The organism is Dietzia sp. SL131 (assembly GCF_026672565.1).
Taxonomy (GTDB): Bacteria; Actinomycetota; Actinomycetes; order Mycobacteriales; family Mycobacteriaceae; genus Dietzia; species Dietzia kunjamensis.
Window position 1 is genome coordinate 29,323 of the sequence record NZ_JAPPRI010000004.1, and the last position, 12,843, is coordinate 42,165.

The 12,843-nt window shown below is 66.3% G+C and carries 12 protein-coding genes; 7 read left to right on the forward strand and 5 right to left on the reverse strand.

Annotation, left to right across the window (positions count from 1 at the left end):
- Positions 1-61: 61 nt before the first annotated feature.
- The 7 genes from OVA21_RS18985 to OVA21_RS19280 all read left to right on the forward strand — a co-directional run bounded on the left by OVA21_RS18985 (position 62) and on the right by OVA21_RS19280 (position 7,692).
- A complete protein-coding gene (locus tag OVA21_RS18985) occupies positions 62-1,384 on the forward strand; it encodes a cytosine permease (RefSeq protein ID WP_326493486.1) in 1,323 nt (440 codons plus the stop codon).
- Between the two features lie 104 nt (positions 1,385-1,488).
- Positions 1,489-2,508 (forward strand): formamidase, encoded by a 1,020-nt coding sequence (locus tag OVA21_RS18990; protein ID WP_253002882.1) that lies wholly within the window; start codon positions 1,489-1,491, stop codon positions 2,506-2,508.
- A 4-nt stretch (positions 2,509-2,512) separates the two neighbouring features.
- Positions 2,513-3,790 (forward strand): isochorismatase family protein, encoded by a 1,278-nt coding sequence (locus OVA21_RS19275; protein ID WP_326493484.1) that lies wholly within the window; start codon positions 2,513-2,515, stop codon positions 3,788-3,790.
- 90 nt (positions 3,791-3,880) lie between these two features.
- A complete protein-coding gene (locus OVA21_RS19000) occupies positions 3,881-4,540 on the forward strand; it encodes an alpha/beta fold hydrolase (RefSeq protein ID WP_268093211.1) in 660 nt (219 codons plus the stop codon).
- A gap of 166 nt (positions 4,541-4,706) precedes the next feature.
- The gene (locus OVA21_RS19005; protein WP_268093212.1) at positions 4,707-6,011 is read left to right on the forward strand and encodes a nucleobase:cation symporter-2 family protein; all 1,305 of its coding nucleotides are present in this window, start codon (positions 4,707-4,709) and stop codon (positions 6,009-6,011) included.
- A 34-nt stretch (positions 6,012-6,045) separates the two neighbouring features.
- Positions 6,046-7,098 carry a ring-opening amidohydrolase gene (locus OVA21_RS19010; protein ID WP_253002885.1) on the forward strand — a complete coding sequence of 351 codons (1,053 nt, stop codon included), beginning with the start codon at positions 6,046-6,048 and terminating at the stop codon, positions 7,096-7,098.
- Positions 7,099-7,266: 168 nt separating this feature from the next.
- Positions 7,267-7,692, forward strand: coding sequence for a LexA family protein (locus OVA21_RS19280; RefSeq protein WP_326493485.1), 426 nt, complete (start codon positions 7,267-7,269; stop codon positions 7,690-7,692).
- On the opposite strand, the gene OVA21_RS19015 is transcribed toward OVA21_RS19280, so the two are convergent.
- The 5 genes from OVA21_RS19015 to OVA21_RS19035 all read right to left on the reverse strand — a co-directional run bounded on the left by OVA21_RS19015 (position 7,573) and on the right by OVA21_RS19035 (position 12,742).
- On the reverse strand, positions 7,573-8,313 hold the full coding sequence (locus OVA21_RS19015; protein ID WP_268093213.1) for a hypothetical protein: 741 nt from the start codon (positions 8,311-8,313) through the stop codon (positions 7,573-7,575). The two genes, OVA21_RS19280 and OVA21_RS19015, sit on opposite strands and share 120 nt — an antisense overlap.
- Before the next feature lie 48 nt (positions 8,314-8,361).
- Positions 8,362-8,961, reverse strand: a complete 600-nt coding sequence (locus tag OVA21_RS19020; RefSeq protein ID WP_268093214.1) for a hypothetical protein — start codon at positions 8,959-8,961, stop codon at positions 8,362-8,364.
- Between the two features lie 27 nt (positions 8,962-8,988).
- Complete coding sequence (locus tag OVA21_RS19025; RefSeq protein WP_268093215.1) at positions 8,989-10,431, reverse strand: hypothetical protein; 1,443 nt, start codon at positions 10,429-10,431, stop codon at positions 8,989-8,991.
- 872 nt (positions 10,432-11,303) lie between these two features.
- Positions 11,304-11,630 (reverse strand): helix-turn-helix domain-containing protein, encoded by a 327-nt coding sequence (locus OVA21_RS19030; RefSeq protein WP_268093216.1) that lies wholly within the window; start codon positions 11,628-11,630, stop codon positions 11,304-11,306.
- Positions 11,627-12,742, reverse strand: coding sequence for a tyrosine-type recombinase/integrase (locus OVA21_RS19035; protein WP_268093217.1), 1,116 nt, complete (start codon positions 12,740-12,742; stop codon positions 11,627-11,629). The genes OVA21_RS19030 and OVA21_RS19035 overlap by 4 nt, the downstream gene beginning before the upstream one ends.
- Positions 12,743-12,843 lie beyond the last annotated feature (101 nt).

The window sequence follows — 12,843 nt, forward strand, 5'->3', positions numbered from 1 at the left end:
CGCCGGCATGCGTCATTGATCCCAGCATGCCTTTTGAGGAGGACCCATGAGCATCTCCCAGATGCGCCAGGACGATCCCGCGCTGCCTCAGAAGCAGTCCGAGAACACCGATCTAAACGAGTACGAGAACACCCCGGTCCCGTTGTCCGCCCGCAAGAGCCTGTTCTCGGTCTCCGCGGTGTGGCTGGGGTTTCCGATGATCATGACCTGCTCGATCTTCGGTGGCCTGATCGTGCACTCCTTGGGCTTCGCCCAGGGAATGCTGGCGATCGCCATCGGCAGCGCGATCCTGATGGCTTACGTCGGGGCTCTGAGCTACATCGCTGGACGCAGCGGCAAAAGTTTCGCTCTCACTGCCGCCGAAACATTTGGTGACCGCGGGTTCCGCGTGGTGGCCGGACTGCTGTCCACGCTGGTCATCGGATGGTTCGCGTTCCAGACGGGCATGGTCGGGGTGGTGCTGAACACCACCTTGGGGTGGAACGAGCAACTGCTGACCCTCATCGCCGGAATCCTGTTCGTCGCACTCACCCTGGTGGGCATCCGAGCCCTGACGGCCATCGGCCTGGTCGCCGCCCCGCTCTACATCGTCCTAGGCATCGTTGCCATCATGCTGGCCCTCACCCAAACCTCCACCTCGCTCTGGAAGTTCCAAGGCGATCCCACCGGCGCCCTTGGCATGGGCGCGGCCATCACCCTGGTCGTGGCCAGCTTCATCGACTCCGGGACCATGACCGCCGACTTCACCCGCTGGTCCAAGAACGGCAAGGAAGGTGTCCTCGCCACCTTGGCGGCCTTCCCCTTCGGCATCGGCATCGCCATGGTGATCGGCGGAGTGATCGTAGCCCTGGGCGCCAACGCCACCCCGGGCACCGACGGAGGCAACTTCCTCGGCGTCCTGGTGGAGGCCGGCGGTCTGCTGGTACCGCTGGCGGTGCTGTTCGTGTTCGTCAACCTCGGCTCGGTCTGCGCCCACTGCCTCTACAACGGAGCGGTGGGATGGGCCAACCTCACCGGACACAAGATGCGCACCCTGGCGCTGGTTCTCGGCGCCATCGGTGTGGTGGCCGCTGTAGCCGGCATCTGGACCCTCTTCGAGCAGTGGCTGAACCTGCTGGGAGTCATCGTGCCTCCCATCGGAGTGATCATCATCTTGGACCAGCTCGTCCTCAAGCGTCGTGACCTCACCACCTCCGGCTACCGGTCCTCCGCCTTCCTCGCCTGGGCGATCGCTGCAGCGGCGGCACTGGCTGTCCACTTCTTCCTGCCGGTCCTCAGCGATGCTGTGGTCGCCATGGTCGTGGCCGCTATCGCCTACTGGGCGCTCTCGACCAAGCGCACCACCGGTGCGGTCGAAACCTCCTCCATCGCACATTCCAGCTGATCCCCAGGGCCACCGGTGCGAACCCGCACCGGTGGCCCTGCATATCGAGGAACCGCACCAGCGATTCCCTATGGACTGCGCCGACCTATGAACGGAACATCCAGATGACTAACTTCCTGGGCGGACTGAACACCCCAGATGACGCGATGACGATCGGACTCGTCCAGTTCGCCGTGCCCCGCATCGCACGCAAAGAAGACGTCGAAACCACACTCGAGAAGATCTGCGCGATGGTTCGCAATGCACGGGCGACACTGCCCCAGATCGACCTCCTCGTGTTCCCCGAATACAGCCTGATCGGCTTGAACCCGCAAGCCTGGTTGGACAGCGATCTGCTGCTGGACCTCGAGGGCCCCGAAGTCAAAGCCCTCGCCGCAGCGTGCCGGGAAGCCGGCACCTGGGGGTGTTTCTCCATCATGGAGAAAAACCCCTCCGGGGCGCCCTACAACACCGGGATCATCTGCGACGACGAAGGCCGCACCGTGCAGGTCTACCGCAAAATGCACCCCTGGGTGCCAGCGGAACCGTGGGCGCCGGGCGACCTGGGGGTCAAGGTCTGCGACGGGCCCAAGGGCTCTAAGCTCTCGCTGATCATCTGCCACGACGGGATGCTGCCAGAAATGGCCCGTGAAGCTTCTTACCTCGGTGCCAACGTCATCTTGCGCACCGCCGGCTACACCTATCCGATCCAGGATTCGTGGCGGGCCACGAACATCGTCAATGCCTTCACCAATCTGGCGTTCACCGCCTCAGTTTGTTTGGCCGGCCCGGACGAACTGGGCATCTGGTCCCAAGGAGAGGCCATGGTCTGCTCCTATGACGGCACCGTCATCAGCCAAGGAGACGGCAGCCCCGACCGTATCGTGACCTGCGGTGTTCGGCCCCGGGAAGCAGATGAAGCACGCCGCACCTGGGGGGTGGAGAACAACATCTACCAGCTCGGCCATCGAGGCTATGTCGCCGTTGAGGGAGGGGCCACCGACTGCCCCTACACCTACATGAACGACCTGATGAAGGGTCAATACCGGTTGCCCTGGGAGGACGAGATCCGCCACGTCGACGGGACCCGCACCGGTTACCCGGCACCGGCCCAGGTGCGCGCCCGCCCCGGAGGCATCGGCTAAAAACGTGACCCCACAGGAGAGAACCCAGCCCATCGAGCAGTGGGCCCGCAGCCACTCGCCCCTCAGCGCCACCGGGCACACCACTACAGCACCGCCGAGCCCGGATCCTGCTCAGCACCAGGAGTACACCATGGAAAAAAGCCCAGGGAAGACACAGATTCAGGGGCGGATCCACACCGTCGCCGCGCACCCCTCCTCCTACTCCTTCGATGCTGCGCACGTGGCGTTGCTGTGCATCGACTTCCAGCGCGACTTCCTCGAACCCGGCGGTTTCGGCCACGCCCTGGGCAACGACGTCTCCCCGTTGCGGGCCGCGATCGAACCCACCGCCGCTGTTCTGGATTACGCCCGGGATCAGGGCTGGCTGGTCGTGCACACCAGGGAAGGCCACCGCCCGGATCTGTCCGACCTGTTCCCGGCCAAACGCGACCGTGGCACCGACCGTGGCACCCCGGCGGTGCGTATCGGGGAACGGGGGCCGATGGGGCGCCTGCTGGTGCGGGGGGCCCCAGGGCACGAGATCATTGAGGAGCTGGCCCCGCACCCCGGGGAAACCATCGTGGACAAACCCGGCAAGGGCGCCTTCTACGGCACCGACCTGGAGACCATTCTGCGTGCCCAAGGCATCACCCACTTGATCCTCACCGGGGTGACCACTGAGGTCTGCGTCCAGTCCACCGTGCGGGAAGCCAACGACCGCGGCTTCCAGTGCCTGGTGCTCACCGACTGCACCGGCTCCTATTTCCCGGCCTTCCACGAAGCGGCCCTGGCCATGTTCAGCGCCCAGGGCGGCATCGTGGGCTGGACCGCTGAGTCCACTGATCTCCTGCAGGCCACTACGGATCAGCGCCCCCACCAGCTTGCGGGCAGCGACCTGGACATCGACCTGGACGATGAGCTGTTGTTCGTCAACGGCACCTTGATGCACGGACTGGAGCTGCACCCCAACCTGGACGGGGCCCAGTTGCTGGAAGAGACCACCACCGCCTCCTGCTACCGGGTGCACACCATCAACGACGTCCACCCAGGGATGTATCGGGCCCGGCACCACGAGATGGGTGTAGCCATCGCCGGGGAGCTGTACCGGGTTCCCCTGCCTGTGCTGCTCGACGTCCTGGCTGGGGAGCCTGCCGGTCTTTACCGGGGGGCGGTTGAGCTGGCCGACGGGCGCGTAGTCCCGGGCATCCTCTATGACCGGCTGCTCGCTCAAACCCACCCCGACATCACCGCCTACGGGGGATGGCGCCGGTACCGGACCGCCTCCGTCGCCCTGAGCGGCTGAGGCTCCGGTGAGACCGGTTCTTTCGAGGGGGCATCCCGTGCCCATCCCACCTGCACATCCGCCCACCGCTTCGATTGCGAGGTCTCGACCATGCGTCTCGTCCTGATCCACGGCGCTGCCACCGACAGCCGGGCCTGGCATCAAACCATCGATGCTCTCCACGCCCACTGGGACGGGGACGAGCCCCTGGAGATCCTGGCTGTGGACCGGCCCCAGACCGGGGACTGGGACACCGAATGCGCTGCTCTGGCACCAGTGTGCGCTGATGCATACGTCGTGGGCGTCAGCGGCGGAGCCACCCTGGGCCTGGAACTGGCCGCCCGTGGAGTCCCGATGCGCGCAGCACTGCTGCACGAACCCGCCGCCGGCTCCTTGGCCCCGGGGCTGCTGGCCCACGTCGCCGAGGGACTCCAGCGTGAGGGCGTGGCCGGCTTCGGGCGTGCGCTCTACGGCCCGCTGTGGAACCCCTCTGCCACCGAGGCCACCCACGAGACGGTAAGAGCCGAATTCGCCATGTTCGGCGCCTTCGAACCCCGACCCCTCACCATTGCCACCCACCGGGTGCACCTGAGTGTGGGCGAACTTTCCCCGCCGTCCCGGCACGACTCGGTGCACCGGCTGGCGGGCTTTCTGGGGGTCGATACCTGCGTCATCCCCGGGGCCAGGCACGCCGTGCACCTGCAGAACTGCTACTGGCCCCACATCCTCGACCTGCTCCAGACCCGCGCTGCGGCAGCCACTAACGCCTGAGCGCCCGGGCATCTCGCCGGGTCCCGTCCGCATCCACCGCGCGTGCTTGTAGCGCCTTTGGCGCCTCTACTTCGCCTACTCAATCCGCCGGCCGCTTGGAGCCGATCACCACCTGGAGGAACCGATGTCCGTCAACACCAACGCCTCTCCTGCTCTAAACCCAAGGATGGAACCCGCCGAACCGAACCGGTGGCGCACCCTGTTGTTCGGTCTCCAGCACGTGCTGGTGATGTACACCGGAGCGGTCACCGTGCCCCTGGTCTTCGGTGCGGCCGTGGGTCTGGACCCCTCTCAGATCGCCGCGCTGGTCAACGCGGACCTGCTGGTCTGCGGCCTCATCACCATCCTCCAGGCTGTAGGCGTGCGCAAGGTTCTAGGAGCACGCATGCCTGTGGTGGCCGGGGCGTCCTTCACCGCCGTGACGCCCATGATCCTGATCGGCGAAGAATACGGTCTTTCAGCGGTGTGGGGGTCGATGATCGCCGCCGGACTGTTCGGGCTGCTGATCGCCGGGCCCTTCGCCAAGATGCTGCGCTTTTTCCCGGCCGCCGTGCGCGGAGCAGCAGTGACCATGATCGGTCTGTCACTGATCGGCAAGGCCGTCTCTATGATCACCGGCGAGGGCCCCACGGCCCCGGCCCACTTGGCCCTGGCCGCTGGCATCATCGTGCTGATCGTGGTGCTGATGCACTACGGCAAGGGTTTCTGGTCCCAGGCCTCAGTGCTCATCGCCCTGGTGGCCGGCACCGTGGTGGCCGCCGCCATGTCGATGACCGATTTCTCCGCCGCCGTGGACGCACCCTGGCTCGGCCTGCCCCAGCCCTTCATGTTCGGTGCCCCCACTTTCCCGCTGCCGGCGGTGATCTCCATGTGCGTGGTCATGCTGGTGATCTTCACCGAGTCCACCGCCTACCTGCTCTCCGTGGGCGAGACCACAGGCAAGCCCACCACCCAACCCGTTCTGGCCCGCGGTCTGGCCGCCGACGGTGCCTCGGCCGTGCTTGGCGGGTTCCTGACCTCCTTTCCCGACACGGTCTTCGCCCAGAACGTGAGCCTGCTGCGCCTGAGTGGAGTCACCAGCCGCCGGGTCGTCACCTGCGCCGGGATCATCCTGGTCGCCCTGGGCTCTTTGCCGAAGATGGGTGAGTTCGTCGCCGCCCTGCCCGGCCCCGTCATCGGCGCGGTCAGCCTCGTCATGTTCGCCACCGTCGCCGGCGTGGGCATCACCTCCCTGGCGCAGGTCGACTACGTCCGCAACTCCAACCTGCTCATCGTCTCCCTGGCCCTAGGAGTGGGCATGATCCCTATCGTCGCCGGCGACCTCGTCGCCCAGCTGCCGGCTGCTGCGCGCATCGTCTTTGGCAATGCGATCGCCAGTGCCGCAATCACGGCCTTCGCCCTGAACCTTCTCTTCCATCACCTCACCCCCGCCCTGCGCCGCACCCCGAACGCCCCCACCACCGACCGCTGAGCCTTCCCACGCATCGACCAGAAGGAGCAACACGATGACCTCCGTCAACCTGCTCGTAGTTCCCAGTGCCGGCCCCGGAGACTTGAGCGCCCTCGACAAGCTCAACGACCACGGCGCCCGTCTCGACGACGTGCTGGCCATCGTCGGCAAGACCGAAGGCAACGGTTGCGTCAACGACTTCAGCCGCGAACTGGCCTCCAGCTTGTGGGACGACCGCCTGTCCGAGGACGCCATCACGGTGTTCTCTGGTGGCACCGAAGGGGTGCTCGCCCCGCACCTGAACGTCTTCGTCCGCGACCCCGAATCGGTCCCCGGTCACGACCGAGGACTGGTCATCGGTGTGGGCCAGACCCGGCCACTTGCCGTTCCGGAGATCGGCCGGCCTACCCAAATCCAGCTGGTAGCACAGGTCGTCTCCGAGATTCTCACCGACCTCGAGGTCACCGCCGACGATGTACACCTCGTCCTGGTGAAATGCCCTCTGCTCAGCTCCGCCCAAATCGCCCAGGCTTTGAGTGCCGGCGACACCCCGGTGTGCACCGACACCTACCAATCCATGGCCCACTCCCGTGCCGCCAGCGCTCTGGGCATCGCCGTCGCACTGGACGAAACCACCCAAGACGTCGCCGAAGCCGCTCTCACCGGCGAGGATCAGGTTTGGTCCGCCCGCGCTTCGACCAGCGCTGGAGCAGAACTGCGCAGCTGCCACATCATGGTCCTGGCTGTCAGCCGGACGGCCGCCAATCCGCTACGGGCCATGCACGGGGTCATGCACGACGCCATCGACCTGACCAGCCTTCATCCCATGTTCTCCGCCATCGAGGAACAAGGCGGAACCGTCCGGCAGGTCTTCGTCAAAGCCGAAGCCGATCCCTCCGGAGCAGTGCGCGGCCTGCGCCACACCATGCTCACCGACTCCGACATCAATGCCACCCGTCACGCTCGTGCCGCCGTCGGCGGCCTCATCGCAGCACTGAAGGGCGACGGCGCCGTCTACGTTTCCGGAGGCGCTGAACACCAAGGACCTCCAGGTGGAGGAAGCATCACAATCGTCTACGAAATCCCCAGCTCTGTCACCGACGCCTAACCAAGACCCTCTTAGCGCCAAGGGCCCTACCTCCATGAAGGCAGGGCCCTTGGCGTGTCCGGTCGGGCCGGGAAAATCCCCAGCATCGGCACTAACCAAACCGTATGTTTGTACGGGTCTATTGGGTTTATGGACTGCGTTCTAGAATATGTGTTCTATCCTGGCGGCATGAGACACCCAGTACCGCTCACTATTGACCACCCCGTGCTGGTCTCTGCGGTCCTGGTCCGAGTCCCGGCTGGCTTCCCCTCCCCTGCCCAGGACAGCTTCGACGACGGCCGGATCGACCTCAACGAGGTGTTGATCAGAGACGTGACGTCCACCTACCTTTTCCGCGTCACCGGAGACTCCATGGAAGGCATCGGGATCTACCACGGCGACGAAGTCCTCGTGGACCGCTCCCTCACCCCCAGGCACGGCGATGGCTGGCAGACCGTAGGTATTCGGGATGTGCGCAATTGGCGCGGTAGCTGCTTAGTTAACCGTGTCGCCGTAGCAGGTCAGATCCAGGTCGAGGGGCGCACGGAGGGCCTCGAGCTCCGGGTGGGCGATCAGATCGTGGATGAGGGTCTGGTCGCCGGCGATGATGGTTGAGTCGAAGTCCACCTCCGTGGCGAGATACCACGACCGGTCGGCGGGCCACATAGCGTTCGGAGTCGGCCACGGGACCGGCCTCACGCATGACACTGCGGATAGATCACCTCGTACGACGATTTGCTCGCGCCCGCCGAGCCGAAATCGCGGCGGATCAACCTTCGGAAAGAATGTGCCGTCGTTGACGTTGATGCGTCCGTTGCCTTCCCAGAAGCCGAAGAAGACATCGTCGGCGGTGTCGGTGTGCTGGGTGAGAATGTCGGCGACGATGTGGAATTGCGTGGTATCTAACTGCCCGGTCGACGGTGCGTACCCGTTCCACTCCGCATACAGGTCCCCGGAACGGGTTCCTGCATCGCTATCGGTGGTGGCGCTGCCGATGAGTCGATGCCACTGCACTCCCGCGTGGATGATCGCACCGGTGTGAGCGGCAATATCGGCCCAGCGAAGCGGTGGGCGGTCTGGGCCGCCTTGTGGGTCGGGGCGGTGCAGGATGCGGCAATGCGCCGGGTAGCCCTCGGGAACATGCATCGTCAGCTGGCGGTGAGTGCCGGTGAACCGCGGCAGAAGCCACTCCAGTTCGGTGGGATCGTCGACCGGTACGGCCCCTTCTACCCACATTCGCAGTCCCTCGAATCAGCGATAGACGGTTCTCCCGGCTGCCACGTGTCACCACAGCACCCAGGGGCGACCAGCAGTGTACGCAGCGAAGATGCGGGTCTCGATCACTTTCGTCGGTTCGTTTGCAGCTAGACCAGAACGGATGGCGTCGGCGATGGCGCGGGAGAGGCCTGCGGTACCGCGGGTGTCGGCCAGGGGGCTGTTCGTGCCGTGTCGGCGGGCGAGGTATTCGGTGCGGTTGTCGCCGGCTGTGCCCAGGCGTAGGTGGTGGGGGTTGGCGCAGCCGGCGTAGTCGCAGCGGTGGCACAGGATGGGGTCGGTCAGGGCGCTCCAGCCGAGGCGGTCGATGATGCCGTGTTCGAGTTGGTAGGCGTACAGGTGCGCCGGGACGGTGCCGCGGCGGGAGAGTCCGGGCAGGCTGGCGGCGCGGAACGAGCCGTGGCCGGTGGATGAGATCGCGCCGATCCAGGGCCAGCATTGGTCAGGGCCACGACGGTAACGCTTGTTCTCGAACCTCTGCCGGGTTGCGGGATCGGCGAGCCAGACCCGCCACAGCTTTGCTGGGGTGCGCACTGGCCGGGGGTCGCCGAGCAGGGAGAGTTGCTGGGTGTCGGTTCCTGCGGGCCGAGGGAACAGGGCGGCGGTCATGGTGGCCTCGAGGGGTGTCGGGGGCTGTTACCGGGTGGGGTGAGGATAGGTGTCGCCTCCGACATCGGCGTTGTCATCGTCGAGTCGGGCGGCGAGGTAGATGCCCTGATCGCGGGCGGCCAGGGCTTGCCAGCGCAGAGCGGTGTCGATAGACAAGCCGAGCAGATCGGCCAGGACGGAGGCGGGCAGGTCGGCGGCCAGGGCCAGCAGCGCGCTTCCGCGAGCGGCGCGGGCATCGAGACCCAGGTCGCGGTTGAGAAGCCGGGCGAGGCGCCCGGGATAGATGTGGGCTGCGTTGCGGCCGGGGAACAACCAAGTCGGGGTGTCTGTAGGGCGGGGCTCGTCGGCGGGTGGGGGTTGACCTGCGAGGTCGCGAACCAGGGTGGCCAATGCTGGTGGTAGCAGGACTGGGTGGTCGCGAAGTGTCAGGTAGGTGTCGCTGCCGTCGGCGGTGATGTTCTCGGCGCTCAGGGCGGCGATGCGGGTGGGGTTCTGGCCGAATAGCAGGACCAGGGCGCCGGCCACGCGCACGCGGAGGTCGAGTGCGGGGTCGGTGAGGCACCGGTGCAGGAGCTGCCATCGGGTGTGCTCGTCGAGGACGTGTCCGGGAAGGCCCTGGGTTCCCAGCCAGGGCACGTGGAGGTCTGTGGTGAGTCCTCGTTTGTTTGTCCAGGTCAGGAAGTCGCGAATGCGTCGGCGTGTGGTGGTGCCGTGGTCGAGCCAGCAGTCGACGTCGTGCTGGGTTGCCTGGGTGAGGTCGGTGCTACGGGTGTGGAGCCAGGTCAGGAAGTCGGCGGCGCATCGGATGCGGGTGCGCGCGTACTTCGCTGCGGACGGGCTGTTACCGCGGGCGCGGCGTAGTCGGTGGGTGACGTGCCAGGTGGCGTAGGGCTGCAGTACGACGGTGATGTGTGGTGGCTGTTCGGCGAGCAGATCGTCGATCCACAAGTCGAGGTCCTCGACGGCGTCATCGCGTGGGGGCAGGATTTCGATAGAGGTCAGAAGTCGCCGCAGATGTCGGATGCGCATGCCTTGGGGCCTGCGGTCCAGGCTCGCGTGGGTCAGGGGCTCATCGGCACGGACGAGGTCGGTGAGCAGGGCGAACCAACTGTGCCGGCTCTCGAGCAGGAACGCGGTCCGCCGCGGTGGGTAGGCCTTGAGCAGCAGGGCCCGAATGGAGTCGGTTTGAGCGCGTAGGTGCGGATGGGTGCACTGCAGGGTGTGGTCGATTCTGGCGGCGTTGAGGCAGCCAAGGCAGTTGGTGGTGCTGACCAGCAGATCGATGGTTCCGCAGGAGCGGCAGTACCAGTTTCTGTGCTCACCCGAGCACGGGCCGCAGAGCGGGTGACCGCGTGCGTCGAGTCCGGCCTGGGGTCGCTGGCGTCCGCAGGCGGCGCAGTGGATGGGGTTCTCGCTCAGCTGGTGGCAGCAGGGATCGCACACTGGCCCCAGCGGCAGGGTGATGCGCACTGATCGGGTGAGACCGCATACCGTGCAGCGCTTCTTGGTTGCGGGCCTGGCCCGCCGGTGGGGGCGCTGCTTGGATCGGCACGACGAGCACACTGGTCGCCCGGTGGCCACTCCCCTGGCGCAGGGTTTGACCTCGCCACAGACAGTGCACTCGACGCTCGGTGGGATGTAGCAGCGGTAACAGATCCATTGGCCCGGCCGGGCAGGGTCGCGGCGGGCATAGGGTGTGGAACGTCCGCATTGGTGACAGGTGCGGGGGCGACTGAGGTGGTAGCAGCGCGGGCACAGTGGGCCGGCGTCGGTGATCGAGCTCGCGAGTTGGTCGCGGCGGCCACAAGAGCTGCAGGTGTACCGCTTCTTGGGCCCGCAGTTCTGGCATAGGGGTTGCCCATCGATCCGGTAGGCGACTATCTGGGGTCGGTGGCAGCGCGAACATGGTGGTCGGCGGTCGGGGTCTGCGCGTCGGCATGGAGCGCAGAGCACGCCGTCGTCTTCGCGGGCGGCGGGTACCGCGAGGGTTCCGCATCGTCGGCACGGGGTTCGCCGGGAGGCGTTGTAGCAGGACAGGCACCAGCGTCCCCCGCTCGGTGCGCGGTAGCGCAGGCGACGCTGCTTGCCACAACCCGCGCACTGTGGCGGGGTGATCGCTTCAGCCGGTAGCGCCGCGATCTGGTCGAGGAGCCGCTGCAACCCGGGCGGCGCGTCGTCGGGGCGGGTCCGCACGGCGGCGGGATGCCGGCGCACATAGTCGAGCACGCCCTGGAGATCGTCCGGTAACAGTTCCGCGCCGGTGATCGCGGCGTGAAGTGCTGTCTTGGTGTGGCCGGGGTGGAGGAAGCCGAGCACGGCCGCCATGGCGGCCGTGGGGTCGGTCATGACCCGGTGGGCCGGCGGATGGTGGTGCGTCGCACGGGCGGCGCGTGACCTGCTTCGGTGGCGATAGCGGGTTTGGCCACCGAGACGTCGGCGGCGGTGATTTCGATGAGGTCGGAGGGGTCGGCATCGAGGATGTCGCACAGTGCGGCGAGCACGTCCAGGCTTAGGCGTTGCGGGGTGGTGGTGACCATTCGGTAGACCTGTTCGCGGGACAGGTGGATGCCGCGTTCGGCCAGGAGCGGTACGAGGTCGGTGGTGGCGAAGTGTCCGCGTTCGGCCATCAGGGTGCGCAGGTGCCAGGTGTAGCTCATCTTTTTGTTCACGGGCTCTCCCACAGTTCAGGGTGTCGGTGTAGGGATCGGCGCAGCAGGCGGTTGCGGTACTCGTCGGATACGCCGGTGTAGATGGCGGTGGTCGCGGCGTAGGAGTGGCCGACCTGAGTGGAGACGAACCGTTCGGGGTAGTCGAACTCCACCAGGTGCGTGACGTAGGAGTGGCGCAGGCAGTGCAGGTCCAGCACCGGGTCCAGGCCGGCTGCGTCGCGGGCGATGGTGAAGGCGTCGTTGATGCGGCGCATCGAGATGCGGTCTGAGCGTTCGGTGACCCATAACGCCGGATGGCCCCGGCACCCCAGCAGTGGCCGGATTTCGGTGCGCCAATGTTCGAGCACCGGCACGATCCAGTCCATCTCCGGGACGGTGAGCACGGTGCGGCGTTTGGCCACCCCTCCCCTGCTGGCTTTGCCGAACCGGACGAACACAGCGCCGTAGTTGCGGTAGCCCGGGGTGCTCGGGTTGTGCCGCAGGTCGGTCACGTCCAGGCCCCACGCTTCCTGGCGGCGCAGCCCGAACGCGTAGATCGTCTTCAGGAGTGCGGCATCGCGTTGCGCGGTCAGGGCGCCCTTGCGGCCGGTTCCTGGGATCGCTTCGGCCCGGCCGTCCGCTGCATCGAATAGGGCTTGGATCTCGTCATAGGTCAGCGGTCGCCGGCCGGGGGCGCCTTCGTAGTCGGTGGTGTGGACGATGGTGTTCCACTCGTGCAGGATCTGCTGCGGCACCGCGTCGAAGAGTTGCTGGCACGTCGCGGACCAGCCGTAGCGGGGATCAGTGATGTAGGTCAGAAACATCCGGATGGTGATCTCGTACATCCGCGCCGTGGACATCGCTATCGGATGTTGGGTTTGCCGGCGGTCCGAGATGAACGCCTCAGCGTCCGCGCATGCCCAAGCCCACGGGTACTCGTTGGTGAACGCGGCGAACCGTCGGATCAAGGCCAGGCGTACCTCGATGGTCTTGGCTTTGAGAAAGCGAGCGCGCTGTTGCATCGCCCAGCCGTCGAGCATCGCCTCGAACACCGCAGGTTTGGCGTCGAGGAACGTCACGCCATCCGGTAGGACATGGCGTGCGGAACCGGGGAGCTCACCCCTCACAACCATGTTGCATACGATGCAACATCGAGTCGTTCAATGCAATGGTTAAAGTGGATGTCAACCGATGCCAGTGTGAGTAGGAAGCGCATTTCAGTGATCGTTCAGCG